We start from the raw sequence: 25548 nt of genomic DNA on the forward strand, positions 1-25548 counted from the left end.
CCCCGGCCGCTCCGGCCACGGATCAGCCCGGCGGCGCTGAACCCCCGCAGTCCGCCGGGCAGACCCGCTCCGTCCCGATCCCTGTCCCGACTCCGGGCCCGATCCTGCTTCCGACAGGAGCCGACCGCATGACTGGTACAGCTGAGACGACCACGACGACCACCGCTTCGACCACTTCGACCCCTTCGGCGGCACCGGCCGCCGCGCCGGACGAAACCGACATACGCCCCCTGATGGCGTCCTTCCCCTCCGGGGTCAGCGTGGTGACCGCGCTCGGCGCCGACTCCGCCCCGCGCGGGATGACGTGCAGCTCGCTGGCGAGTGTGGCGCTGGACCCGGCGACCCTGGTGGTCTGCCTGCGCACCGCCGGCCCGACCCTGCGCGCCGCCCTGGACAGCGGGCACTTCGCCCTGAACCTGCTGCACGAGGAGGCACGGACCGTCTCCGACCTGTTCGCCTCCGGCAGCACCGACCGGTTCGCGCACGCCGAGTGGCGGCTCCCGCTGGGTGCCGCGGGGCCGCACCTGACCGAGGCCGCCCTCGCCGTCGCGGACTGCACGGTGGTGCACACCGTGGAGATCGGCGACCACACGGCCGTCTTCGGCCGGGTCACCCGCGTCACCCACACCGACGGCAGATCACCGCTGCTCTACGGCAGACGCCGGTACGCCCGCTGGTCGGCGGCCGCGTCGGGGCCGGCGCCGGAGGCAGAGCCCGCGCCGGCCCGCGCCCTGCCCGCTCCTGCGCTCGCCGTGCCCTCACCCGTGGAAGGAGAAGCCCGTGTCGGCTCCTGACCCGCTGCCCGGCCTGCTCGTCGCCGTTCCCGTGGTGATCGGCGTGTGCCGTATCGGCGCGCTCCTCTTCCGCCGGATCGGGCAGCCCTCGGTCATCGGCGAGATCACCCTCGGCATCCTGCTCGGCCCGTCGCTGCTCGGCTGGATCTCCCCCGCCGCCCAGCACTGGCTGTTCCCGGCGGAGGTCCTCCCGCACCTGATGGTTCTGGGCAATCTCGGCCTGCTCGCCTTCATGTTCCTGGTCGGGCTGGAGCTGGACCTGTCCGCCCTGCGCGGTCACAGCCGTGCAGCGGTCACCGTCTCCTACGTCGGCATCGCGCTGCCCCTGCTGCTGGGCGCGCTGCTGGCGCTCGGGATGTACGGCCCGTTCGCTCCGGCCGGGGTGGACCGGCTGCCGTTCGTCCTGTTCGTCGCCGTCGCGATGAGCATCACCGCCTTCCCGGTGCTGGCCCGGATCCTCACCGACCGCGGCCTCTACACCACTCCCCTCGGGTCGCTGGCGATGGCGTGCGCGGCCGTGGACGACGTCAGCGCGTGGTGCCTGCTGGCGCTGGTCGCGGCGGTCAGCACCAGCGGTTCGATGGAGCAGGCGGCCGTCACGGCTGCCTGGTCACTGCTCTTCGTGGCCTGCATGATGTACCTGGTCCGGCCGGTGCTGGCCCGGCTGACCCGGCAGGCCGGCAAGGTCGCGGAGAGCTCGGTCCTGGTCTTCGTCTTCGCCGGTCTGTGCCTGTCGGCCTTCGTCACGGACGGCATCGGCATCCACGCCCTGTTCGGCGCGTTCCTCTTCGGCGTGGTCGTGCCGCGCGGTTCGCGGGTGGTCGAGCTGTCCGCCGCCCGGCTGCGGGCGTTCACCGTCCCGGTGCTGCTGCCGCTGTTCTTCGTCAGCACCGGACTGCGCACCGATGTCTCGCTGCTCACCGGTGACGCCGCCCAGTGGCTGTGGGCCGGCGCGGTCCTGGCGGTGGCGCTGTTCGGCAAGTTCGGCGGCAGCACGGCGGCGGCACGGCTGTCGGGCCAGTCGTGGCGGGACGCGATGTCGCTCGGCGCGCTGATGAACTGCCGCGGCCTGACCGAGCTCGTCGTTCTCAACCTCGGCCTGGAACTGGGCGTCATCGGACCGGACCTGTTCACCATCCTGGTCCTGATGGCCCTGATCACCACGGCCATGACCTCCCCCGCGCTCACCTGGTTCCGTCGTACCCCGGCCCCGGAGCCGTCCGTCCCCGCCCCCCGGCCGGTCACCGCCGCGTAACGCAGCCGGTCCCCGCCGTCACTGCGGCAACCGGGGGCGTCGCGGTCGTACGGACGCCCATGGTCAGGCCGCCGGTGTCAGGGCGTGGGCGCTGCTGGCCAAGGCCCAGCGTTCGAGGGTGGAGCGGGCGGCGCCCGAGTCGATCGCCTCGGCGGCCCGGCCGACGGCCGGGGCGAGGCGTTCGGTGAGCGTCCGTCCGCCGGCCGGCTCCAGCGCGGCCAGGGCCGCGGCGGCCGAGAGCAGGACGGCGTCCCGCACCGGCCCCCGCTCGCCGCCGAGGACCCGCCGCGCCACGTCCGCGTTGTATCCGGCGTCCGCCCCGCGCAGCGCCTCGACCGGGGCGTACCCGAAGCCGAGGGCCCGTGGGTCGAACGACTCCTGACGGACCGTGCCGCCTTCCACCGTGAGGACGGTGGAGGTGGTGGTGACGGTCAGTTCGTCCAGCCCGTCGTCGCCGCGGAACACCAGCGCGTCGACCCCCCGGCGCGCCAGCACCCCGGCGACGAGCGGCAGCAGCCGGGCGTCGGCGACGCCGACCGCCTGGGCGGCGGGCGCCGCCGGGTTGGTCAGCGGCCCGAGGGCGTTGAAGACGGTGGGGATGCCGAGCGCGCGCCGGGCGACCGCCGCGTGCCGCATCGCCGGATGGAAGTCGGGGGCGAAGCAGAACGTGATCCCGACCTCCTCCGCCAGTGCCGCCACCTGTCCCGGCGGCAGCCGAAGGCTCACCCCGAGCTTTTCGAGTACGTCGGCCGAGCCCGAGGCGGAACTGGAGGCGCGGTTGCCGTGTTTGACGATGCGCGCCCCCGCGCCCGCCGCCACGACCGCGGACATCGTGGAGATGTTGACGGTCTTCGCCCCGTCCCCTCCGGTGCCCACCACATCGACGGTCCTCCCCGGCACGTCGATGCGTACTGCGTGCGCCATCATGCCCCGCACCAGCCCCTCCAGTTCGCCGGTCGTCTCCCCCTTGGCGCGCAACGCCACCAGGAAGCCGGCGATCAGGGCGTCGGAGGCGTTGCCCCGCATCACCTGGTCCATCACCCACGCGGTGTCCGGCTCGGACAGGTCGCGACCGTTCAGGACGGAGCCGAGCAGCCCGGGCCAGGACAGTTGCGGCCCACCCGGTACGGTCCTTGCGTTCACTCCGGTTCTCCTTCAGTCATCCGGTCCGGGAACAGTGCCTCGCGGACGTCAGCTCCAGGGATCCACATCGCCACCGGCAGCCACGCCGCTCCACGGGTCCACATCGCCACCGGCAGCCACGCCGCTCCACGGGTCCACATCGCCACCGGCAGCCACGCCGCTCCACGGATCCACATCGCCACCGGCGGCCCCGTTGCTCCACGGGTCCACCTCCTCGGTGACGGCCACCACGCTGTTCGGAGCCGCGTGCGCCTGGTCGGACACCGCCGCGCTGGTGAACAGGGCGCCGGCCGTGAAGGCGGCGAGGACGAAGGCCTGGATCCCGGACTTCTTGATCTGCGTGAGCTGCATTTCCGTCTCCCCGTCATTGTTTTCTCTTGGTTTCGGTCCGACCCGTTCCGTCCCGACACCGAGAAAATTACGGAGCTACGGCTTTAGTTGATTATCGGAGGTGCTTCAGCGATCACCGCTGGATCAATAACGGCGATATACTCGCAGGTCACACCATGTTAAAGGGAAATTCGGACCCATAGATTCCAGGGGTCGTGCGGGGGTTGCGGAGGCCCTCCCCGCGACCCGCACGGGCCATACGCGAAAAAATTCCAACTCCTCAGGAAACCGGAACGGCGGCCCGGGAGGACATCAACAGGAAATTCTCCAGCAGCCGCATTCCTCCCACGGTGGTGATGGACTCGGGATGGAACTGCACCCCTTCCACCGCCAGCGCGCAGTGCCGCAGCCCCATGACGTAGCCGTCGTCGGCAGCCCGTGCCGTCACGGTCAGCCCCCGCGGCAGCGGCTCCTCGACGACGAGCGAGTGGTACCGCGTGGCGGTCACCTCGCCGCCCAGGCCGGTGAAGACCCCGGCGCCGTCGTGCGCGACGGGGCTGGTCTTGCCGTGCTTGAGCCGGGCGGCGACGGCGACCCGCGCCCCGTAGGCGAGGCCGATCGCCTGGTGGCCCAGGCAGATGCCGAGCAGCGGAACCCGCCCGGCGAAGGTGTGCACCAGCTCCACGTGCCCGGAGTCGGCCGGATGGCCCGGCCCGGGCCCCAGCACCACCGCCTGTGCCCCCAGGGCCGCGAGCTGCGCCGGGGTGCGTGTGCCCGACCGCACCACGTCGGTCTCGGCGCCCAGCGTGCGCAGGTACTGGTCGATGATGTGGGTGAAGCTGTCGTAGGCGTCGACGAGCAGGACCTTCACGGCAGCAGCTCCTCACCGGTCAGCGCCCAGTAGGCGGCGCCCATCTTGTGCAGCGTCTCGTGCCATTCGGCGAGCGGCTCGGAGTCGGCGACGATGCCGGCGCAGCTCTGGGTGGAGTACGCCGTCCCGTCGTGGGTGATGGTGCGGATGCACAAGGCGAGCCGGGACCAGCCGCGCACGTCGACCAGGCCGACCGCGCCCGCGTACATCCGCCGGGGCGCGCTCTCCAACTCCTCGATGATCTCCATGGCCCGGATCTTCGGGGCGCCGGTGACCGTGCCCGCCGGGAAGGTGGCGCGCAGCACCGACCAGGTGTCCTCGCCGGGCGCGAGGACCCCCTCGACGGTGGAGACCAGGTGGAAGACGTGCGAGTACGTCTCCACGGTCATCAGCCGCTGCACGTCCAGCGTGCCCGGCGCACTGACCCGGCCGATGTCGTTGCGGCACAGGTCGACCAGCATGACGTGCTCGGCGCGTTCCTTCTCGCTGGCCTTCAGCGCCTCGATGCGCGGCCCGTCGACCGCCGGGTCACCGCTGCGCGGGGTGGTGCCGGCGATGGGCCGCATGACGATCCGGTCGCCCTCGGTGCGGAACAGCACCTCGGGACTGGCGCCGATGAGCGTGGAACCGTCGCGCGGGACGAGGTACATGTACGGCGAGGGGTTGCGGTGCCGCAACCGCCGGTAGACGTCCAGCGGCGTCAGCTCGGTGTCCACGTCGATGCGGTGACCGATCTGGATCTGGTAGATGTCCCCGACGCCGATGTGCGCCAGGCAGCGCTCCACCTGGGCGAGGAAGGTCCGCTCATCGGTGCTGTCACGGACCGTGCGCGGGGTGGGCGCCGCGGGCAGCGGGGCGGGCGCGGGCGGGCGCAGCCCGGCGGCGACGGCGGCGACGAGGCCGGGGACCGCGGCGGGCGGGAAGTCCGGGCAGCGGGCGGTGAGCAGCCGGGCGGTGCCCGCGTCGGGGTCGTAGCGCACGACCTCTCGGAAGAGGGTCAGGACGAGGTCGGGGCCGCCGTCGGCGGAGCGCTCGGGCAGCCGTTCCATGTGCCAGGCGGCGCCGTAGCCGACGGTGGCCAGGAAACCGAAGGCGTATCCGTCCGCGGGCACCGAGGTCTCCACGGTGAACGCCCGCTGGGCGGCCCGCAGCAGTTCCCACACCTGGTCGGCGTCGGCCAGGGCGCGGGCCCCGTCCGGCAGTTCGGCCAGCCCCAGGTCGGTGGCGGCGGCGCGCAGCGCCTCGGTGACGGCAGGGGCTCCGTCGACGGTGACGCGGTCGGCGTGCACCTGGAGTTCGGCGAGCCGGCCGTGGCCGACGACGGCGCCGTTGCCGTCCTCCTCGGGGGCGGCGAGGCTCTCCAGCAGGAACACCTCGTCGCCGGCCCGGGCGCGCAGGGCCGTGTACAGGTCCAGCGGGTCGTGCGGGGGCAGGACGGTCTCGTCGACATGGACGGTGAGGGGCCGGTGTGGTGCGCCGGCCGCTCGGAGTGGTGAGTCGAGCAGTGTGGTCACAGGTGAACCCCATCCTCGAAGGGTGGCGGGCGATGGTCAGCCGTAGCGGCGCAGCTCGTGGAAGAAGTCCTGCTCGACGGCGAGTTCACCGGAGTCGAGCAGCCGGTCGTAGACGTGCTTGCCGACGGCGAGGTCGAGGACGCCGAGCCCGAAGGGCGAGAAGAACACGGGCCGGTCGTCGGGCACACCGGCCGCGCCGGTCAGCACGTCGTAGAGGGTGCCGTCGATGAACTCCCGTCCGCCGCTGAGCCGTTCGGCCAGGTGCGGGGAGGTGTCGGCCTTCAGGCAGTGCTCGACGTCGTCGACGAAGTTGGCGCCGGTGAGGATCACCTCGGGCGCCAGGTCGCGCAGCGACACGTGCAGCACCAGCGGGTGGTGGCCGAACCAGCCGGGGTCGGTGACGTGCGGGGTGCCGGCCACGGTGGCGAAGACGACGAGGTCGCTGCCGCGGACGAGGTCCTCGGCCGACTCGTGCACGGTGACGCGGCCCCCGGCCCCGGAGCGGTCGAGGTGTCCGGCGAACCCGGCGGCGTGCTGTGCCGACAGGTCGTGCACGCCGATCTCGTCGAACTCCCAGCCGGTGCCCGCCAGATACTGGTGAATGTAGCGGGCGATGAGACCGGTGCCGAAGAAGCCGACGCGGCGCGGCCGGTCCCCACGGGCCCGGGCGAGGGTCGCGGCGGCCAGCGCCGCGGAGGCGGCCGTACGAGCCGCGCTGATGATCGAACTCTCCAGGCAGGCCAGCGGATAGCCGGTGTCCGGGTCGTTGAGGATGAGCACGGCGGAGGCGCGCGGGAGGCCCGCCGCCACGTTGCCGGGGAAGCTGGAGATCCATTTCAGGCCGTCCACGCCGATGCCGCCGCCGATCGACGCGGGCAGCGCGATGATGCGGGAGGCCGGCCGGTCGGGGAAGCGCAAAAAGTAGGACGGCGGGTTGACGGTGTCACCGGCACCGTGGACGCGGTACGCCGTTTCGATCAGACGCACCACCTCCTGGTGCCGGCCGGCCAGGACCCGGTGGACTTGGGCCCCGGAGATCACGGCGAAGGTGGGCGCCTTGGCGGCAGGCGGCATCGTGTACTCCACGTTTCGGCTGACAGTGGTACCGGCCGAACGTAGGCAGCCCGCTTATCGGTGGGGTATCGGTCGTCTACAACGGCACTTGGGGGGCCCGGCCTCCCCGGCCCACTCCGCCCCGCTGCCGTCCGGCCTCAGCCTTCCTCGTTCTCCAGCCGGGCCAGCGCGCGTTCCGCCTCCGCGCGCCACTGCGGGGCGTCGGCGCGGACGAAGACGTCCTGGGCGGCGGCCAGCCGTTCACGCGCCGCGTCGTGGCGGCCCAGGCGGCGCAACGTGTCGCCGAGGGCGAGGTTGATCCGGCCGTCGACGAGGGGGGCGTCGATGTGTTCGACGACCTCCAGCGCCTCGGTCAGCGTGGTCGCGGCGGCCTCCACCTCGTCCGCGCCCAGGCGGCTCTCCCCGAGTCCCAGCAGGGCGTAGGCGAGCCCCACCCGGTCGGACTTGTCGGTGACCAGCGCGACCACCTGCTGGAACGCCTTTTCCGCCAGGTCGAAGTCCGACCGGGCCAGGTGCACCCGGCCCAGCCGGTGCAGGGTCTGGGCGGCGCCGCGCCGGCTGCCGCCGCCGATCGACTCCATGAGCTGTACCGCTTCGAGACTCAGCTTCATCGCCTGCTCGGTGGCACCGCGGTCCAGTTCGATCTGCGCCATGTTGTCGAGCGTGTGCGCCTCGGAGGAGGTGTCGCCGACCCGGCGCAGGATGTCCCGGGCCGTGCGCAACCGCTCCATGGCGACGTCCAGGTTGCCGCGAAACCGGTCCAGGATCGACAGGTTGCGCAGGTTCAGCGCCTGCCCGTGTTCCTCACCGGCCTGCTCGAACAGCTCCAGCGCCTCGCTGTAGCGGGCGTGCGCCTCCTCCAGCCGGCGGTAGGACTGGGCGACGCCCCCGAGCTGGTGGAGCATGGCGGCCTGCCCGCGCAGGTTGCCCGTCCTGCAGGTTGCGGCCAGTGCCGCCTCGGAGCAGATCCGCCAGTCGTCCAGGTAGTGCCGGGTCTCGAAGAGCACCGCCGCCGAGACCGTGAGGTCCCAGGCGAGGTCGGCCATGCCCAGGGCGGCCGTCTGCTCGACCGCGGCGACCAGCGGCAGGCGTTCCGCCTCCAGCCACTCCAGCGGCGAGTCGAGGAGTTCGTCGAGGAGGACGGGGTCGACCGGCCGGCGCGCCACCTCGCTGTGCACGACGCTGAAATGGCCGCCGTACTCCCGCCGGTGGGCCTCCTCCGCGATCGTCAGCCAGGTGCGGAAAGCGCGCTCGCGGGCGGCCCGCTGGGCGTCCGGCGGCTCCTCGGCGTAGGCCCGCTCGCGGGCATAGAGGCGCATCAGGTTCTGCAGCCGGTAGCGCAGCCGGCCGGTCGCGTCGACGCCGACGACCTCCAGGAACTGGGCGTCGACGAGGTCCTCCATGATCCGTTCGGCGTCCAGCACGTCGATGTCGAGCAGCGCGCCGCCCACCCAGGCCGCGAAGTCCGGCACGTCGAGCAGGCCGAGCCGCCGGTAGAGCAGCGCCGCGTCCTCGGGCAGATAGCGGTACGACAGCGCGAAGCTGGCCCGCACCCGGGAAGCACCCTGGCTCAGTTCGTCGAGCCGGCGTGCCTCGTCGTTGAGCCGGATCACCAGGTGCCGTACGGTCCAGTGCGGTTTGGAGGCGAGCCGGGCGGCGGCGATGCGCAGGGCCAGCGGCAGCCGGTCGCACAGCTCGGCCAGCCGTACGGTGTCGGCGCGGGCGGAGGCGATGCGTTCGGTGCCGACGATCCGGCCGAGCAGTTCCACGGCCTCCGGCTCGGGCAGTACGCCGAGGTGCACCCGGGCTTCCTGCGGCCAGGTGACCAGTTCCTCCAGCTGGTCCCGGCTGGTGACCAGCACGGCACAGCGTCCGCTGCCGGGCAGCAGGGTGCGCAGCTGCGCATAGGAGCGGACGTTGTCCAGGACGACGAGCACCTGCCGCTCGGCGAGCACGCTGCGGTACAGCGCGACGAGCGCCTCCGTCTCGGGCGGTATCTGGTCGCTGGGCACGCCCAGCGAGCGCAGGAAGCGGCTGATGACGTCGGCGGCGACGGTCGGCTCGTGCTCCTCGTCGTAGCCGCGCAGGTCGGCGAAGAGCCGCCCGTCCGGAAAGTGGGCGGCGGCCCGGTGGGCCCAGCGGACGGCGAGGCCGGTCTTGCCGACGCCCGCGATGCCGGTGATCAGTCCGAAGGCGGGCCCCTGTTGCCGGTCCCGGTCGGCCACCAGCAGGTCCAGTACCGCCAGTTCGGGCCCGCGGCCGGTGAAGCCGGGTACGTCCGGCGGGAGTTCGGACGGGACGATGACGGAGTCGGAGCGCAGCGCGTCGGTGGTGACGACCGGCGGCGCGGGGGCGAGGGAGGGGTCGTCGCGCAGGATCGCGTCGTGCAGTTCCTGGAGGTCCGGGCCCGGCTCCATGCCGAGTTCCTCGATGAACTGGGTTCGCGCCTCCCGGAAGGTTCCCATCGCCTCGGCCCGCCGCCCGGACCGGTATTGCGCGAGCATCAGATGGTGCCGGGTGCGCTCGCGCAGCGGATGCTCCCGCACGACGGCCGCCAACTCCGGTACGAGGTCCTGGTGGCTGCCGAGTTCCAGCATGACGGCGGTGGCGTCGTCGTAGGCGTTGAGACGGTGTCCTTCGAGCCGGGCGGCCTCGTCCTCCACCACCGGGCTGGCGATGCCGGCGAAGGCTGGGCCCGTCCACAGGGCGAGGGCATGCGCGTAGCTGTCGGCCGCGTCGGCGTGCCGGCCCTGCTCCACGGCCGTCTCGGCGTCCTTGATGAGCCGGGCGAAGTCGACCGAGTCGACCGCGTGACCCTCGGATCTGAGGAGGTATCCGGGATGGGCGGTGACGATGATGTCCTCGGTGACGCCCTCGGCCTTGAAGGTCTTGCGCAGGGCGGCGATCACGATCGCGATCTGGGTGCGGGCGGTGGCGGGCGGGCCGCTGTTCCAGACACCCTCGACGAGGGTGTCGACCGGCACGATCCGGCCAGGGTTGAGCAGCAGGAGAGCGAGGACCGTGCGCTGGCGTGCACCGCCGACGGTGAGCGCGCGGCCGTTCGCCGTCACCGACAGGGGCCCCAGGACCTTGAAACCGAGCCGCTCGCCCACGGATGTCCCCCCAGAACTCCACCCACCGTCCTCACCGCAGCGCCTGGACGACAATACCCGAGCGGCCGGGCCGGTTCCCTGGCGTTTTCCAGCCGTACCGGAGGTCAGGGGCTTCGACGGCGCGGAATCGGGGAATCCTCTTTACTTTTCGTGGATTGTACAAGTGATCAGTTGCGCGAATTCGCACCGAGTAATCTCGGGCGGAATTCACCCGTTGACAATCCACTGCCCCTTACACCCGGTAACCACGAAACTCCCCGGTACCTGTAGTGGCCGGATTCCACTCCGGCATCCGGCCGCCCCGCTCGCACGGATGGCCGATTCGCTATCGCACAGGTGATCTGATCAAGCCATGCCGGACAACCGCCTCGTTCGGCGGACCCACCGAGCCCGGGGAGCAGGGGGAGAGCAGCCGGAAAACGATGACCCCCGGGGCCGGATCAACAGGACCCACCGCCCCACGGGCGGACGCGGGACCGGCACCCTGACCGAAAACGATCAGACCACGGAGGCGCGAACGGCTGCTCGGTGCGGATGCCGGTCGGGAAGCGACCGCCGGAGCCCGCCTTGACCGCCGCCCAAGGCGGGAAGGCGCTCTCGGACGCCATTCCCGCTTCACTGCGGAGGCACGACCTCGGACGTCAGGACACGGGGAACGAGGCCGACAGGCGCTTGGCAATGACCGGTACATCGATGTCGTCCTGCGCGACTTCCTCGACGAACGGGCCGGCGATGGAGACGGGCGGCGGAACGGTACCGGCGCTGACGCCGTTGAACCGCAGGAAGACGCGCATGGCAAGCCAGGCCGTGCACTTGTCGCCGTCGATCAGCGCGTGATGGCGAGCAACGGAGTGCAGCAGTGCCGCCGCCTTCTCGTGCAGCGTGGGATACAGCTCGGCCCCGAAGACGTCGGTCCGGGGCCGTTCGATCGCTGACACCAGAAGTCCCATGTCACGCACGCTGTGCTCGGTTCCGTTGACCGTGCGGGCGATGGCCAGGATCTCGTCGATCTGGAGGTAACGCACTTCGGTCACTTCAGGTAGTCCAGGATCTCCGCATCGCTGTCCATGAGCTCGGCCAGGACGTCATCGACCTTCAGCTCGGCCCGGTCCTGGGCGTCACGGATGGCCTCGATGGCAAGTTCCTGCTTGCTGCGGCCCTCCCGTCGAGCACGCCCTGTCAGCCTCGCGTCAAGGTCGTCGGGGAGCCGGAGTGTCATCGCCATGGAGCAATGAAACCGAGCTGGTATCAAGGTGGCCGGGTGATAACGGCTACTCGAACCCCCGGGTCACGGCGCCGCCCCTCGCGACCCGGCCGGGCTCGCTCTCCGTGAACAAAACGGCAGGTCAGACGCCCTCAGCGGCAGGCTTGAGGAAAGCCACGCTTCCAACCTCGTGCATGTGGGCGTCCGACCCCGGGTGCCTGCCGGGCTGCGGCTCAGGCGTCGATGATGACGGGAATGATGAGGGGCTTGCGGCGGTGGGTGCGGAACGCCCAGTTCGCCACGGCGCGGGCGAGGAGCTGTTCGAGTTGGCGGGCGTCCCCGACGCCTTCCTCGGCCGCGGTGGCCAGGGTCTTCTCGATGACGGGGATGACCGGCTCGAAGGTGGCATCGTCGTGGACGAAGCCGCGGGCCAGGAAGTCGGGGGCCTCGGCGAGGGCGCCGGTGTCCGCGTCGACGATCGCCACCACCGTGACCACGCCTTCCTCGGCGAGGGTGAGGCGGTCCTTGAGGGACGCTTCGGTGGCGCCGCCGACTTCCATGCCGTCCACGTAGACGTTGCCGGCGGGGACCTTGCCGGTGATGGACGCGCGCCCGTCGACCAGGTCGACGACGACGCCGTCCTCGGCGATGACGACCCGGTCGGGGTCGACACCGGTACGAATGGCGAGGTCGCCGTTGGCCCGCAGGTGGCGCCACTCGCCGTGCACGGGCATGACGTTGCGGGGTTTGACGATGTTGTAGCAGTAGACGAGTTCGCCGGCGCTGGCGTGCCCGGAGACGTGCACCTTGGCGTTGCCCTTGTGGACGACGTGGGCGCCCCACCGGGTGAGTCCGTTGATCACCCGGTAGATGGCGTTCTCGTTGCCGGGGATGAGGGAGCTGGCGAGCAGGACGGTGTCGCCCTTGCCGATGCGGATCATGTGGTCGCGGTTGGCCATCCGTGACAGCGCGGCCATCGGTTCACCCTGGGAGCCGGTGCACACCAGAGTGACCTTGTGGTCCGGGAGCTTCTCCAGCTCCTTCGTGCTGACGACCAGACCGGACGGGACCTTCAGATAGCCCAGGTCACGTGCGATGCCCATGTTGCGGACCATCGACCGGCCGACGAAGGCGACCTTGCGGCCGTGCTGGTGGGCGGCGTCCAGAACCTGCTGGATGCGGTGCACATGGCTGGCGAAGCTGGAGACGATGACCCGCCGCGGCGCGGTGCGCATCACCTGCTCGATCGCCGGGTTCAGCTCACGCTCGGAGGTGGTGAAGCCAGGCACCTCGGCATTGGTGGAGTCGGTGAGGAACAGGTCCACACCCTCCTCGCCGAGGCGGGCGAAGGCGCGCAGATCGGTGATGCGGTCGTCGAGGGGGAACTGGTCCATCTTGAAGTCGCCGGTGTGCAGCACCATGCCGGCGCCGGTGCGGATCGCGACCGCGAGGCTGTCCGGGATGGAGTGGTTGACCGCCACGAACTCGAGGTCGAAGGGCCCGAAGCCGCGCCGGTCGCTCTCCCGCACCCGCACCGTGCGCGGCCGGATGCCGTGTTCCTTGAGCTTGGCCTCCAGGAACGCCAGCGTCAGCTTGGAGCCGACGACGGGGATGTCGCGCCGTTCGCGCAGGAGGTACGGCACGCCGCCGATGTGGTCCTCGTGGCCATGGGTGAGGACGATGCCCACGATGTCGTCCAGCCGGTCCCGGATCGAGGTGAAGTCCGGCAGGATCACGTCCACGCCGGGCTGGGTCTCCTCGGGGAACAGCACGCCGCAGTCGACGATGAGCAGTTTGCCGGCGTGCTCGAAGACGGTCATGTTGCGGCCGATCTCACCCAGGCCGCCCAGGGCGATGACCCGCAGCCCTCCTTCGGGAAGGGGCGGGGCGGCTTTCAGTTCGGGGTGCGGATGACTCATACCCTGACGGTACCCGGAGAGCAGAACAAGATGATCCATCGCCTGTGTGATCTCTCCGCCCGACGGAGCGGGCAGCGGCTGCTCCGGGACGAGCGGATGACGCCTGCGGCCGGACAGGAAGGGGTCAGGGCGGTACCGCCTTCGGTGGGTCAGCCGTGAGCCCGGCCCTCTGCTTCGGCACGGCTCTCGCATCCGGGGTGGCGAGCTCGCGGCGAGGTCACTGGCCGGACCAGGAACCCCGGTGCTGCGGCTCGATCAGCGACTGGGACCGTGCGGGGGGATGCCTGGAGGGGAGGCGGCGCCCGGGTAGGGATCCTGCCGGCCGCCTCGCCCGGTGTGGCGACGCCGCGAGCGGGGCCGGAGGTGGGCGGCATGCCGGTGGAGCCGTGGGGACACGAGGATCATCGCTGTGCACCGCAGCCCGGCCACACACGGCCGTGATGGCCCGCCGATACCGGCGGGGCCCGCTCACTCAGGCTGCGGCCGATGGACTGGACGATCCGCCGGTGCGGCGGTGTTCGGCGTTGATGCGCTGGGCTTCCTCGAGCTGGTCTTCGAGAATGATGATCCGGCATGCGGCCTCGATCGGGGTGCCCTGGTCGACGAGCTCACGCGCGCGGGCCGCGATGCGCAGTTGGTAGCGGGAGTAGCGGCGGTGACCGCCCTCGGAGCGCAGTGGTGTGATCAGTCGCGCTTCGCCGATGGCGCGGAGAAAGCCGGGAGTGGTACCGAGCAACTCGGCGGCCCGGCCCATCGTGTAGGCGGGGTAGTCGTCGTCGTCGAGACGGCTCAGCGACTCGTCTGCTGTCATCTCACCTCTCTGTGGAACACGTCGAGGGGCCTTGGTGCCGTTTGACACCAAGGCCCCGAAGGAACTGCAACACCATCTGCCGGCCCTAGTGCTGCGCCGGCCTTCTGTTTCCGCCCAGCCGCCCGATACTCCGACGGGGGTGCGGGGATCGCGAATGCGTGACCGGAGACCACCTACCTATCGATGTCCTGCGGTACCCGGGCTTGCGTCTTCCGCCCGGGCGATCCTGATGGTGCTCGACTCCTCCGTTCTTCCCTCGGAATCAATCACTTGCCAACAGGGACTGCGTACTTCTGGTACTGCAACCGCATCAACTGCGGCCCTGCTCACGGCGGCCCCTCATCACTTCGGGCCACCCGGTCCGGTCGTCAGTCCCGTCGCCGTCGTACAACAACCTGGCTTCGAAACTCCACCACCGCACCGTCATGCGTGGACTGCTGCCCGGCAGTTCGTGTCTGCCGGGCCCTGCTGGATCTCGGCTACGAGAGAAACCATAACCATGAAGCCATCGAATGTCTACTCCAGCAAGCACAGATTTGCTGCGACTCGGCGAGGAGGTGTTCCACTGAGACGATCTGCGAATGCCCGGGGCCGTCCGCAGCACCCCCGTTCCACGCGGCCGTTGCCGACGCCCGGTTGCGCCACCTTCCAAGCCGTCCGGGCGGGCCGTTGCATAGAATCCGATCCCATGCAGAAGCCTGATGAGCTGCTCGTCGCCATAGCCGCCCTTGTGGAGTCCGGACAGAGCAATCAGATGTCCCTGACCGTGGTCACCAGTGGTGCTGTCATCACCGGTCGACTGGCTCCGGAAGCCACATGGAGGCAGAGGGTGTCCGAGGTGCTGACGGACTCCGCCGACCTGGGCGAGTTCTCCACCGTCTTCCAGACCCCCGCCAAGAAGGACGGGCCGCCCACGCATCTGCATTTCCATGTCGCCCGGATCCTGCAGGGCACGGTGGGGATCCCGGAGACAGGCGGGATGTACCGCGTTGCGATCGAGGACGTCGCCGCCTGGACCGTGGGCGACTTCAGCTACTCCGGCCACTGATCCACCGAGACACGACACACGGTGAGGCCCGACCGGCGTGCGCCGGTCGGGCCTCACCGCCCGGTTGGGCTCACACCTGTGCCGCCATCGCGCCGGTCCCGGCCGATGATGACCTGGCCCACCTGCTTGCCGGGGTAGTGGCGTCGCCCGATGACGAACTCACCGGTGACCGGCCCGAGTGTGACGCCCTTCATCGATACGAAGGGAAACGACAGGTCAGAGCCCCTTTGCAGCAGGCTCCAGATTCGCCACGCACTCCGGCTGATGCGTCATCGGAACCATGCCTGAGTCCCCTGATGGGAGAAAGCCGCAGGCGAGAGGGCCTTTCCCTGGTGCCGGAACGGCCCACCCCGGGCCGGAGCGTCCTGTGAGCGTCACAGCCGCGCCCCTCTGACGCCGCCATTCACCCCGCCCCGGCCACGTCGGCCGCCCTCCGCGATCGACGCCCTCCCGAGCCGACCGCCGAGGCGGATGGTCCGCCCCCCGCCCTTGATCAGCCTGCTTCGGTCAAGGCTGCGCGCGCGGCGGCGAGGATCTCCCCGGAAAGCGGGGAGCCCTTGGTGGCACGGGACAGAACCAGCGCACCGAACAGCGTGCAGAGCCGGACGATGCCGTCCTGGTCGTCACCGTCCAGGAAGTCGGCGAAGTCGGCGACCCCCTCGGAGTAGACGCGACGGGCCTCGCGCCCCCCGCCCTCGCGCGCGATGTCGGTGGCGAGCGCGGCGACCGGGCAGCCGTCCGCAGGGTCGTCGCGGTGCTCGACGGAGAGGTAGGTGTCGATCAGCGCCTGCTGGGCGGCGGCACGCTGCCCGTCGTACTGCTCGAGCCCGGCGCTGTGGAGTCGGGCAAACTCGGCGAAGGCGTGGGCGGTGGCCTCGTCGACGAGTGCCTCCTTGGAGGCGAACTGCTTGTAGAAGGCGCCGTGAGTCAGACCGGCCGCCTTCATCAGGTCGGCGACGCTGACCTGCATGCCCTGCTCTCGGAACAGCCGGGACGCAGTGCCCACCACCCGCCTGCGATTCTCCTCCGCCTGCGCCTGCGATACGCGGCCCATGACCACCTCCCGTTTGGATGTCGACTGGCATCTATCATAGACCCGTGCTTAGATTGACTTCATAATCTAAACGCTTGCGGGTGGCCGACGACGCCCGCCAGGACCAGGAGCGAGCATGGAACTGAACAACGCGGTCGCGGTCGTCACCGGCGCCAATCGAGGCCTGGGGCGGCACTTGGCCGCCCAGCTCGTCGAGCGCGGCGCGAAGGTGTACGGCGCGGCCCGACGCCCCGAGACGGTCGACGTGCCGGGCGTCATCCCGCTGCGGCTGGACGTCACGGACGAGGCGTCGATACGAGAGGCCGCGCGCGTGGCGTCGGACGCGACGCTGCTGATCAACAACGCGGGCATCTCCACCGGCGCGTCGCTGATCGGAGGCGACGCAGCCGAGGTGCGCCGGGAGATGGAGACCAACTTCTTCGGCCCGCTCGCCGCGACCCGATCCTTCGCCCCCGTCATCGAGGGGAACGGCGGCGGCGCCGTGCTCAACGTCCTGTCCGTCCTGTCCTGGTTCCACCCGGCAGGGCTCGGCTCCTACGCCGCGTCCAAGGCCGCCGCGTGGGCGCTGACCGGTGCCACCCGCGACGAGCTGGCGCCCCGCGGCATCGCCGTCTCGGCGCTGCACGTCGGCTATATGGACACCGACATGGCCGCCGGCGTGCCCGCCGATCAGAAGGTCGCCGCCGCCGACGTCGCGGCCCAGGCCCTGTACGGCATCGAGACCGGCCTGCCCGAGGTCCTCGCCGACGAGAGCAGCCGGTACGTCAAGCAGAGCCTGTCCGCGGCACCCGAGCCGCACGCGGACTGACGCTCGCCCCTGAACCCCGGCGCGACCGTCCACCTGACCGATGATCAGTACACCCGCCTGACCGAGGTCAGCGCGGTGCCGCTCGGTATGTCCCACGAGAGGATCGCCGCCTCGCTGGACCGCCTCCAGGGAGGCACCGCCGACCGCGTCACCGCCCCGGTCGTGCCGGTGGCCTGAGGGGTGAACGCAGCTGAGGACGCGGCGCGACCGCACACAGCCAGAAGAGCACTACAAACTACCCCGCACCGAGACATACCCGGAGCAAGGAAAGACCCCGACCTCTCACGGACGGGAAACGGAACGGAGATGACGATGAAGGCTTTCACGGTCGAGCACTACGGCGACCAAGCCGGGATGCGCGCCGCCGACCTGCCCGACCCCCGGGCAGGGGCCGACGACGTCCTGGTCAAGATCCACGCGGCGGGCGTCAACCCGCTGGACATCAGGATCCGCAACGGAGACTTCAAGGCGTTCATGCCCTACCGTCTCCCGCTCGTTCTGGGCAACGACCTCGCAGGGACGGTCGTCCGGGTCGGCCCGTCCGTCACCCGCTTCGCGGTGGGCGACGAGGTCTACGCCCGGCCCGACAAGGACCGCATCGGTACCTTCGCCGAACTCATCGCCGTCCACCAGGACGACCTGGCACTCAAGCCGGCCACCCTCACCATGGCCGAGGCCGCCTCCCTCCCCCTCGTCGCCCTGACCGCATGGCAGGCGCTGGTCGAGCGGGCACGCGTGCAGCCGGGCCAGAAGGTCCTCATCCACGCGGGCGCCGGCGGCCTCGGCTCCATCGCCGTCCAGCTGGCCAAGGCGCTGGGCGCGCAGGTGGCCACCACCGTGAGCACCGCCAAGGTCGGCTTGGCCAAGGACCTCGGCGCGGACGTCGTCGTCGACTACCGCACCCAGGACTTCGAAGAGGTCCTCGACGGCTACGACGTCGTCCTCGACAGCCTCGGCGGCGAGAACCTCACCAAGTCCCTGCGCGTTCTCAAGCCCGGTGGCACGGCCATCAGCGTCGCGGGCCCGCCCGACCCGGACTTCGCCCGCGAACTGGGGGCGAACCCGATCCTCCGCCTGGCCATGACCGCCCTCAGCTTCACAACCCGGCGCAACGCCAAGCGCCACGGTGTGACGTACTCGTTCCTGTTCATGAAGGCCGGCGGCGACCAGTTGCGCGAGCTCACCCCCCTCATCGACACCGGGAAGATCCGCCCCGTCATCGACCGCGTCTTCCCGTTCGAACAAACCCTCCAGGCCATGGAGTACGTGGAAAAGGGACGGGCCAAGGCCGGCAAGGTCGTCGTGGCAATGACGTAAGGGCGGGAACGAGTCCCCGGCGCCCGTCACCTCCGACAACGAGAAGACCCTGCACACCCCGCTCTCTCCCCCCGCCACACCACCCGAGGACCCGGTCATGAGCACACCGCCCAGTTCCCCCGCCCCGACGTCGTACAAGAACACGCCGAACCGCTCCGTGTCCGTGCGTGGCGTGACCTTCGTCTACCGGCAGCTCGGCCCGGACGACGGCGTGCCGCTGATCCTCCTCAACCACCTGTCCGCAATCCTGGACAACTGGGATCCCCGTGTCGTCGACGGACTCGCCGCCCGGCGCCCGGTGATCGCCTTCGACAACCGCGGTGTCGGCGGGTCCGGCGGCTCCACACCCGGCACGATCGAGGCGATGGCCCGCGACACCGTGCTGTTCATCCGGGCCCTCGGGTACGACAGGGTCGATCTGCTCGGCCTGTCGATGGGCGGCTTCATCGCACAGGTCATCGCGGCAGAAGAACCCGATCTTGTACGCAAGCTCATCCTCGCCGGCACGGGGCCCGCCGGAGGCCTCGGCATCGACAAGGTCACCAGCCTCACCATCAAGGACACCATCAAGGCCGTCCTGACCCGCAAGGACCCCAAGCAGTACCTCTTCTTCACCGGCACCGCGGGTGGCCGCCGGGCGGCCCACGCCTTCCTGGAGCGGCTGAAGGAACGCACGGACGCCCGCGACAAGGCCATCTCGCTCTCATCATTGCGCGCCCAGCTGAAGGCCATCCACCACTGGGGCCGCCAGGCACCGGCCGACCTGTCGCGCATCCACCAACCGGTCCTGGTGGCCAACGGTGAGAGCGATCGCATGGTCCCGAGCGTCAACTCGGTCGACCTGGCGGCCAGGCTGCCCCAAGGCGAACTCGAACCCCTCTACCCCGACGCCGGACACGGCGGGATCTTCCAGCACCACGACAGATTCGTCCCGCGGGCGCTCGCATTCCTGGAACCGTAGCCGGCCGCCTGGCGGTTCCACGGCCCTGCCCCGCACCCAGCGAGGCCGACACCGGGAAATCCGCCACAGCAGGCTCACGCGCCCGGTCAGCAAGCTCCTGCATCGCTGAACGCACGTCCCTTCGAGAGCAGCCCGCGCCGGCATGCGGTCATCGCAGCACGACAGCGATCACCCTGCCCGGACCCCCGTCCTGCGGGACACCGGAGAGCGGGAAGGGCGGTGAGTGTGGAGGACGAGCAGCGCCAGGGCGCCGGTCGCTGCGGACCAGGCGAGGGAGAGCAAGCCAGGGGACCAGGCGCTCTGGGGAGTGAGGGTTGAACTCAGCGCCAGCTGGTTCACGCCGTACAGAGGGAGCGCGCATACGCCCGCCACATCCATGAGTGTGTTGAAGACGGGATTCTGCAGGCCGGTGTCGACCAGGCTGAGCATGATGATGAGGAAGAAGCCCTCCAGCTCGCCGCGGACCAGAGAGCCGAGCAGAAGGCCGATGCCGCCGTAGACGAGGCCGGCGCCCGCGAGGGCCAGCGCCAGGGGGAACGCGTGGCGTACGGGCAGAGACACCCACAGCACGATCGTGGTGTAGAGGGCCAACAGGGCGGCGGTGAGGGCGACGGCGGCAAGCTTCGCCAGCAGCATCGGCAGCCGGGGGTAACCGGCCAGCAGCAGACGGCGGTCCATCTGCCGCGATCGGAAGGTCTCGGTGAAGGTGATGAAGCCGGCGACCATGGTGACGGCGCCCAGCGCGCTGGCCACCTGCCCCACCTGGCTGGCCGGAGCGGAGATGGGGGCGCCGATGGCGTCCAGCCGGATGCGCACCACTTGGTCGGAGGTGCACAGGCGTGCCACAGCGATCCAGACGGGGATGAACGCGACCGCCAGAACCAGGGCCAGCCGGTTGCGCAGGTGGCCCAGCAGAGTACAGCGCAGCAGTTCGGTGAATGCCGTCCAGGAAAGCCTCAACGGTCGGTCTCCTCGAAGTGCAGACGGCCCTGGCGCAGGTGAGCGATCGCGTCGAAGTGGTGCAGGTCGTGCAGCAGGTGAGAGACCACGATGATCGACCGGCCCTGATCACGCAGGTCGGCGGCCAGGGCCCAGAACCGCTGATGGGTGTCCCAGTCGAAGCCCTGGTAGGGCTCGTCCAGGACCAGCAACTGCGGATCGTGCATGAGAGCGATCAGCAGGTTCAGCTTCTGCCGCGTGCCACCACTGAGCTCGCCGACCTGCTGTCGCCGGCAGCCGGTCAACGCCAGCAGCTCCATCAGCTCGCCGGCACGCTCCAGTGTCGGCAGCCGATAGGCCATCTGGAACAACCGCAGATGCTGTCCGACGGTGAACCCGTCGTTCAGTACCGCCCGTTGCGGGCAGTACCCAACCGCCCCGGTCCGTGTCGCGGTTCCGCGGTCGGGTGCGAGGTGCCCCACGGCGATCTGCAACAGAGTGCTCTTTCCCGCTCCGTTCTCGCCGACGACTCCCACCAGCGTTCCGGCATACACGTCAAGATCCACATCGCGCAGGACCTGCCTGCCGCCGAACGCCTTGCAGACTCCGCTGATCCGCAGCCGTGGCCGGTGGCGCGTCGTCACTGCCTGCACATGAGCCCCTCGAAAGATCGGACAGATGTAACGAGCCGACCCGGACGGTCCGGCCCTGGGCGGACCGATCCTCCGCGCAACGTCTGCTGCCCGGTGTCCAACGAGTCCGTACCGCCGGTGTAACGGCGGTCACCCGGCCTCCTGTACCTGCCAGTTGGGCGTGACATGCGCCGCGGTCCGCCGTTATAGGAGGCGATGCCCCCGACACCACAACGAGACCTCAGTGCTCCCACGATCGTGATCGGAGCAGGCCCCCACGGCCTGGCGGCAGCCGCGCTACTGAACCGCTCCGGAGAGCCGACCGTGATCCTGGAACGGTCGTACGGCGTGGGAGCGAGCTGGGCGCAGCGCTATGACCACCTACGCCTGCACACCACTCCCGGCACGTCGAAGCTTCCCGGCCTGCCGATGCCGCGCCAGGCGGGCCCGTGGGTGAGCCGGGACGACTATGTGCGATACCTGGAGCGTTACGTAGCCCATCACCGACTCGACGTCCGGGTGACCACCCCGGTGCGGCGCATCGAACGGGCTGAGCCCGGTTCGGGAGCACGGTGGCTGGTCCACACCCCCGCCGGTCCCGTGCCCACTGGCGCGGTCGTGGTGGCCACCGGCCGCTGCCACACCCCGAACCTCCCCCGCTGGCCCGGGCGTTCGACGTTCACCGGCACCCTGCTGCACTCGGCCCACTACCGCTCTCCGGCCCCCTACCGCGGGCGGGACGTCCTGGTGGTCGGCGCCGGTAACAGCGGTACCGAGATCGCGAGTGTCCTGGCCGGGGGCGGAGCCGGGCGGGTATGGATCGCGGTCCGTACCCCACCCAACATCCTGCCCCGCTCCAGCGCACGATGGCATGCTGCCGGCCGGCTGACGGAGGCCCTCCCCCTCGCGTGGCGCGATCGCACCTCCCTGCTCACGCAACGTCTCGCGGTGCCCGACCTGACCTCACGGGGACTGCCTCGACCCCGCACGGGCCTGTACACCCGCAATGCCCGTGAAGGGGTCAACCCCGTGCTCGACCACGGCTTCGTGGACGCCGTCCGGTCCGGCCGGGTCGAGCCGGTCGCGGCCGTCCAGGCGTTCGAGGGCCCCGAGGTGGTACTCGCCGACGGCACACGGCTGCGACCCGACACTGTCATCGCCGCCACCGGCTACCGGCCCAACCTGCACGACCTGGTCGGGTCTCTGGGCGTACTCGACGAGGCCGGGCATCCCCTCGCCACAGGGGCACGGACCCATCCCGAAGCCCCGCGCCTGTACTTGACCGGATTCACCAATCCCCTCACGGGAGTCCTTCGCCAGGCGGGCATCGAGGCCCGCGCCATCGCCCGCGCGTTCCGCCACGAGAAGGCGCGGGCAACCCTCCCCGCCCCCCGGCTCGGCGACCGCCCGGCCGACGCACTCGACAAAGGGCGCACGTCGAGCTGACGGCGCTTCGGAAGCCTGGCCCTTCTGCCGCGTTCCCGGCAGGGCGATCGGACGCCGGGGTGACGGTGGAGACAGGCCCGCACGCTTCGGCGGAGAGCAACGCAGGGGCACAGATGCGGTGGCCACGTCGATCGGGGCCGCCCCGCTCGTGCCGCGTCGGCGTGGCGGCGGGATGAGGGTGCCGGCCCGTGGCCGTGCCTGACGCCGACGGCTCGGCCTCGCGGCCCCCGGCTCCCCGCTCCCGGGCCTTCACGCGCAGCAGGTCGTGGAATTCGGCGGTCAGTCCGTGCTCGCCCCTCCGGCGGAAGAAGGCGTAGGCCCTGGGCCCGACCAGGGTTTCTGGACGGCATCCGCCGACGGACTCGGACCGGGCACCGCGTTGCCGGTAGGCCTCAGCGGTGGGTGAGCATGCCTTCACGCAGGCGGTTCAGGGTCCGCGACAGGAGCCGGGAGACGTGCATCTGGGACACGCCCAGGTGTTCGCCGATCTGGGCCTGGGTGAGTTCCTCCACGAACCGCATGTGGATGATCTGCCGGTCCCGCTCATCGAGTTCGGCGAGCAGCGGGGCGAGAGTGTGGAAGTCCTCCACCAGTTCCAGCGCCTGGTCTTCGGCGCCGATGAAATCCTGCAGGGCGCTCTCGCCGTCCTCGCTCCCGCCGATCGCGGCGTCCAGGGAGGAGGAGTTGTAGCCGTTGGCGGCCAGCCGGGCCTCCCGCACCTCTTCCTCGGACAGGCTCATCAGCTCCGACAGCTCCTGGACCGTGGGCGTGCGGCCGAGCCGGCTTCGCAGTTCCTCGGTGGCGCGGGCGAGTTCGACGCGGGCTTCCTGCAGCCGGCGCGGCACGTGCACGGCCCAGGTGGTGTCGCGGAAGAACCGCTTGATCTCACCCACGATGTAGGGGATCGCGAACGAGGTGAACTCCACTTCGCGCGTCAGCTCGAACCGGTCGATGGCCTTGATCAGGCCGATCATGCCGACCTGGACGATGTCCTCCATCTCCTCCGCGCCGCGGCTGCGGAAACGACCGGCCGCGTATCGGACCAGGGACATGTTCATCTCGATCAGCGTTCCACGGGCGTAGCTGTACTCGGGGGTGCCCTCTTCCAGGACCGTCAGCTGTTCGAAGAAGAGCCGGGAGAGCTGGCGAGCGTCCTTGGGCGCCACCCGGGAGGGGTCGGCGACCTCCGGCAGCTCGCTCGTTCGTGCGTCCAGTGCCGCCGGAATGCTCATGAGCGCCATGCTGTGCCCCTCCCAAAGTTCGAGCCGACCGCTACCGCCTGCAAAACGGCCGACGGCGCATCGTCTACCCCGTCATCCCGTACCTATACCTGTGCTGTGTCGAGCGGCCCGGCACACGGTCGTGGTCAGGTGGGGAGGTAGCAGCGCATGGTGGTGCCGTCGGGGCCGGTGTGGACACGGACGAGGTCGGCGAGCTGGTGGACGAGCAGGAGTCCACGGCCGCCGGGCTGCGTGGGATTCGGCGGGCGGCGGCCGGCCAACGGATCGGTCAGCTGTCCGCCGTCGTGTACCTCGCAGACGACCCGGCCGCTCTCGGCCCAGATCCGCACTGTCCCCGAGCCGGCGCCATGGACGACGCTGTTGGTGGTCAGCTCCGCCACCACGAGTTCCAGATCTCCCAGGCTCGCCCCGGACACGCCCAGGGACCGCGCCTGGGATACTGCGAAGTCGCGCGTGTCGGGCAGTGTCTGGACGGCGAACGGGCGGGCCGCTGCTTCGAGGGGGGCGAGCAGTGGCTCGTTGTAGCGGGCGATGATCTGCTCGGGGCCATAGGCGGTGGATTGCGTCTGGCCATCGGCGTCGATGACGACCGGGTGGGTCGCCAGGGCGTCGCTGAGGGCCTGCTTGTCCAGCTGCCCGGCGTCGTAGGGGCACAGGATGGTTACCGCGCGCCCGGTGAAAGCGGTGTTGATCAGCGCCTCGTGTTGGACGCACGCCGGGTATTCGACGGCGGAACGCCCCTGCCAGATCGGTTCGCCGATGATGCGGACCCGGCGGGCGCTCGGCTGGGCGTCGGCGAACTTGCGCAGCACGTTGGGGATGATGCGGCCGGGGTTGCGGCCGGCCTGAGTCATGTCGATGAAGCGCACCTCCGCTGCTCGCTCACCCAGCCCCTCGCGGATCAGTTCCAGTCGATCCGGCGGCGCGGCGACGGCTGCGGGCTCACCGGCGTCCAGCCCTTCCCGCAAGAAGGGAACCGTGCCCTCGATGTACTGGTCCGTCCCCTCGTAGAACAGTGCGGGGTGGACGAACGGCTCGTACGAGGTGGCTGTGCTCATCACGCAGCCACCTCGATCGCGGCGATACCGGGCCAGAAAAGATCGAGTATGCGCGGCAACTGCGGCGGTGGTCGGTGAAGCACGATCCGCTGCCCCTCGGGGAGACGCTGAGCGGTGACCGCCAGGTCTGTCACACCGGCCACATCCACGAACCGCACCCGGGACATATCCACATGCAGCACGTCCGTGCGCCGCTCGACCAGCTGGTTCAGCGCCTGCTGCCATACGGACCGTGTGTTCATGCTGATCTCCCCTGTCGCCCCCAGCCCCGAACTGCCGGGCAACGGATCGATCTGCAGTACCGCATCACGTGGCGGCGCGACGGGGGGCCCGCCCTCGCCGGGTACGACATCCACGTTCTTGCCCCCCAGTTCCCCGGGCTCGGCCGCACGGCGGCTCTACCGGTCACCTTGCACGATACGCGGTCTGGCACCGGTGGACGCCCAGTCCGGCCGAGCGAGGGAATCGGGCCGGGCCTGGCCCGCACGGGCCCCGGTGAGGAGAGCCGGCGGAGCTCATGCGACCGAGTCGGTGTCCTCCCGTAGTAGCCGCCCATGCTGACTCACGCCCCAGAGGGGGCGATCTCAGGGAGCGAGGCCGAGTTCGGCCCACACCGTTTTGCCGGGGTGGCGCGGGGTGACGCCCCAGCGGTGCGCGAGCCGTTCGAGGAGCTGCATGCCGAAACCGCCGGGTTCGGTGTTCTTGGTGGCACGCATGCGCGGCCAGCGGTCGCTGTAGTCGCTGACCGCGATGCGCAGCATCCGGCCGTTCCACGTGAGTCGGATCAGGGGTGGGCCGGCGCCGTGGCGGATGGCGTTGGTGATCATTTCCGAGACGAGCAGTTCGGCATTCTGGATCATCGGGTGCTGGCGCAGCGGGCCGCCGAAACCTTCCACGCAGTCGCGGACCCAGTGCCGGGCGGCCGCGATGCTCGCCGTGACGGCGGGGAAACGCGACTCGCAGGACGGGATGGTCGGTTCGCCGTTCATGAGGTTCCTCCAGCCAGGGTGGCGGCC

At 70.5% G+C, this 25548-nt stretch carries 24 protein-coding genes and 1 pseudogene; 7 read left to right on the forward strand and 18 right to left on the reverse strand.

Annotated elements, in window-relative coordinates:
- Positions 1 to 128: 128 nt before the first annotated feature.
- A complete protein-coding gene (locus FDO69_RS19645) occupies positions 129 to 794 on the forward strand; it encodes a flavin reductase family protein (RefSeq protein ID WP_104781159.1) in 666 nt (221 codons plus the stop codon).
- Positions 781 to 2049 (forward strand): cation:proton antiporter domain-containing protein, encoded by a 1269-nt coding sequence (locus FDO69_RS19650; RefSeq protein WP_104781160.1) that lies wholly within the window; start codon positions 781 to 783, stop codon positions 2047 to 2049. Before FDO69_RS19645 ends, FDO69_RS19650 begins: the two co-directional genes overlap by 14 nt.
- A gap of 63 nt (positions 2050 to 2112) precedes the next feature.
- On the opposite strand, the gene trpD is transcribed toward FDO69_RS19650, so the two are convergent.
- The 10 genes from trpD to FDO69_RS19700 form a co-directional block, all read right to left on the reverse strand.
- A complete protein-coding gene (gene trpD, locus FDO69_RS19655; protein ID WP_104781161.1) occupies positions 2113 to 3192 on the reverse strand; it encodes an anthranilate phosphoribosyltransferase in 1080 nt (359 codons plus the stop codon).
- A 48-nt stretch (positions 3193 to 3240) separates the two neighbouring features.
- Positions 3241 to 3543 carry a hypothetical protein gene (locus tag FDO69_RS19660; RefSeq protein WP_104781162.1) on the reverse strand — a complete coding sequence of 101 codons (303 nt, stop codon included), beginning with the start codon at positions 3541 to 3543 and terminating at the stop codon, positions 3241 to 3243.
- A gap of 259 nt (positions 3544 to 3802) precedes the next feature.
- Complete coding sequence (locus FDO69_RS19665; protein WP_104781163.1) at positions 3803 to 4393, reverse strand: anthranilate synthase component II; 591 nt, start codon at positions 4391 to 4393, stop codon at positions 3803 to 3805.
- A complete protein-coding gene (locus FDO69_RS19670; protein ID WP_104781164.1) occupies positions 4390 to 5907 on the reverse strand; it encodes an anthranilate synthase component I family protein in 1518 nt (505 codons plus the stop codon). The genes FDO69_RS19665 and FDO69_RS19670 overlap by 4 nt, the downstream gene beginning before the upstream one ends.
- Positions 5908 to 5943: 36 nt before the next feature.
- The gene (gene sbnB / locus FDO69_RS19675) at positions 5944 to 6981 is read right to left on the reverse strand and encodes a 2,3-diaminopropionate biosynthesis protein SbnB (protein WP_104781165.1); all 1038 of its coding nucleotides are present in this window, start codon (positions 6979 to 6981) and stop codon (positions 5944 to 5946) included.
- Between the two features lie 137 nt (positions 6982 to 7118).
- Complete coding sequence (locus tag FDO69_RS19680) at positions 7119 to 10094, reverse strand: AfsR/SARP family transcriptional regulator (RefSeq protein WP_104781166.1); 2976 nt, start codon at positions 10092 to 10094, stop codon at positions 7119 to 7121.
- A 641-nt stretch (positions 10095 to 10735) separates the two neighbouring features.
- The gene (locus FDO69_RS19685; protein WP_104781167.1) at positions 10736 to 11128 is read right to left on the reverse strand and encodes a type II toxin-antitoxin system death-on-curing family toxin; all 393 of its coding nucleotides are present in this window, start codon (positions 11126 to 11128) and stop codon (positions 10736 to 10738) included.
- Positions 11125 to 11319: a ribbon-helix-helix protein, CopG family gene (locus FDO69_RS19690; RefSeq protein ID WP_104781168.1), complete on the reverse strand. Its 195-nt coding sequence runs from the start codon at positions 11317 to 11319 to the stop codon at positions 11125 to 11127. The genes FDO69_RS19685 and FDO69_RS19690 overlap by 4 nt, the downstream gene beginning before the upstream one ends.
- Positions 11320 to 11531: 212 nt before the next feature.
- Positions 11532 to 13217 carry a ribonuclease J gene (locus tag FDO69_RS19695; protein WP_104781169.1) on the reverse strand — a complete coding sequence of 562 codons (1686 nt, stop codon included), beginning with the start codon at positions 13215 to 13217 and terminating at the stop codon, positions 11532 to 11534.
- 472 nt (positions 13218 to 13689) lie between these two features.
- On the reverse strand, positions 13690 to 14028 hold the full coding sequence (locus tag FDO69_RS19700; protein ID WP_104781170.1) for a helix-turn-helix domain-containing protein: 339 nt from the start codon (positions 14026 to 14028) through the stop codon (positions 13690 to 13692).
- A 688-nt stretch (positions 14029 to 14716) separates the two neighbouring features.
- On the opposite strand from FDO69_RS19700, the gene FDO69_RS19705 reads away from it, so the two are divergent.
- A complete protein-coding gene (locus FDO69_RS19705; protein ID WP_104781171.1) occupies positions 14717 to 15076 on the forward strand; it encodes a hypothetical protein in 360 nt (119 codons plus the stop codon).
- A gap of 74 nt (positions 15077 to 15150) precedes the next feature.
- On the opposite strand, the pseudogene FDO69_RS43235 reads toward FDO69_RS19705, so the two are convergent.
- A pseudogene (locus FDO69_RS43235) lies at positions 15151 to 15270 on the reverse strand (SCO5918 family protein); the annotation flags it as partial.
- Positions 15271 to 15569: 299 nt separating this feature from the next.
- Positions 15570 to 16130 carry a TetR/AcrR family transcriptional regulator gene (locus FDO69_RS19710; RefSeq protein ID WP_104781172.1) on the reverse strand — a complete coding sequence of 187 codons (561 nt, stop codon included), beginning with the start codon at positions 16128 to 16130 and terminating at the stop codon, positions 15570 to 15572.
- A 115-nt stretch (positions 16131 to 16245) separates the two neighbouring features.
- On the opposite strand from FDO69_RS19710, the gene FDO69_RS19715 reads away from it, so the two are divergent.
- The 3 genes from FDO69_RS19715 to FDO69_RS19730 all read left to right on the forward strand — a co-directional run bounded on the left by FDO69_RS19715 (position 16246) and on the right by FDO69_RS19730 (position 19216).
- Positions 16246 to 16938, forward strand: a complete 693-nt coding sequence (locus tag FDO69_RS19715) for an SDR family oxidoreductase (protein WP_104781173.1) — start codon at positions 16246 to 16248, stop codon at positions 16936 to 16938.
- Positions 16939 to 17250: 312 nt separating this feature from the next.
- A complete protein-coding gene (locus FDO69_RS19725; protein ID WP_104781334.1) occupies positions 17251 to 18255 on the forward strand; it encodes an NADP-dependent oxidoreductase in 1005 nt (334 codons plus the stop codon).
- 97 nt (positions 18256 to 18352) lie between these two features.
- Positions 18353 to 19216: an alpha/beta fold hydrolase gene (locus FDO69_RS19730; protein ID WP_104781174.1), complete on the forward strand. Its 864-nt coding sequence runs from the start codon at positions 18353 to 18355 to the stop codon at positions 19214 to 19216.
- 168 nt (positions 19217 to 19384) lie between these two features.
- On the opposite strand, the gene FDO69_RS19735 is transcribed toward FDO69_RS19730, so the two are convergent.
- Together FDO69_RS19735 and FDO69_RS19740 are read right to left on the reverse strand one after the other, a co-directional pair.
- The gene (locus tag FDO69_RS19735) at positions 19385 to 20176 is read right to left on the reverse strand and encodes a hypothetical protein (RefSeq protein ID WP_104781175.1); all 792 of its coding nucleotides are present in this window, start codon (positions 20174 to 20176) and stop codon (positions 19385 to 19387) included.
- On the reverse strand, positions 20173 to 20808 hold the full coding sequence (locus FDO69_RS19740; protein WP_104781176.1) for an ABC transporter ATP-binding protein: 636 nt from the start codon (positions 20806 to 20808) through the stop codon (positions 20173 to 20175). Before FDO69_RS19740 ends, FDO69_RS19735 begins: the two co-directional genes overlap by 4 nt.
- Before the next feature lie 195 nt (positions 20809 to 21003).
- Between FDO69_RS19740 and FDO69_RS19745 the strand changes: the two genes are divergently transcribed.
- Positions 21004 to 22233 (forward strand): flavin-containing monooxygenase, encoded by a 1230-nt coding sequence (locus FDO69_RS19745; RefSeq protein WP_104781177.1) that lies wholly within the window; start codon positions 21004 to 21006, stop codon positions 22231 to 22233.
- Positions 22234 to 22625: 392 nt separating this feature from the next.
- Here FDO69_RS19745 and FDO69_RS19755 read toward each other — a convergent pair whose 3' ends face one another.
- From FDO69_RS19755 to FDO69_RS19770, 4 genes are all read right to left on the reverse strand, one after another.
- Positions 22626 to 23474, reverse strand: coding sequence for an RNA polymerase sigma factor SigF (locus FDO69_RS19755; RefSeq protein ID WP_170320911.1), 849 nt, complete (start codon positions 23472 to 23474; stop codon positions 22626 to 22628).
- 125 nt (positions 23475 to 23599) lie between these two features.
- Positions 23600 to 24532, reverse strand: coding sequence for an anti-sigma factor RsbA family regulatory protein (locus tag FDO69_RS19760; RefSeq protein ID WP_104781178.1), 933 nt, complete (start codon positions 24530 to 24532; stop codon positions 23600 to 23602).
- Positions 24532 to 24888 carry an STAS domain-containing protein gene (locus FDO69_RS19765; RefSeq protein WP_234388008.1) on the reverse strand — a complete coding sequence of 119 codons (357 nt, stop codon included), beginning with the start codon at positions 24886 to 24888 and terminating at the stop codon, positions 24532 to 24534. The genes FDO69_RS19760 and FDO69_RS19765 overlap by 1 nt, the downstream gene beginning before the upstream one ends.
- Before the next feature lie 228 nt (positions 24889 to 25116).
- Positions 25117 to 25521: an ATP-binding protein gene (locus tag FDO69_RS19770; protein ID WP_107502212.1), complete on the reverse strand. Its 405-nt coding sequence runs from the start codon at positions 25519 to 25521 to the stop codon at positions 25117 to 25119.
- Positions 25522 to 25548: the final 27 nt, after the last annotated feature.

The organism is Streptomyces tibetensis (assembly GCF_007655005.1).
Lineage (GTDB): Bacteria > Actinomycetota > Actinomycetes > Streptomycetales > Streptomycetaceae > Streptomyces > Streptomyces tibetensis.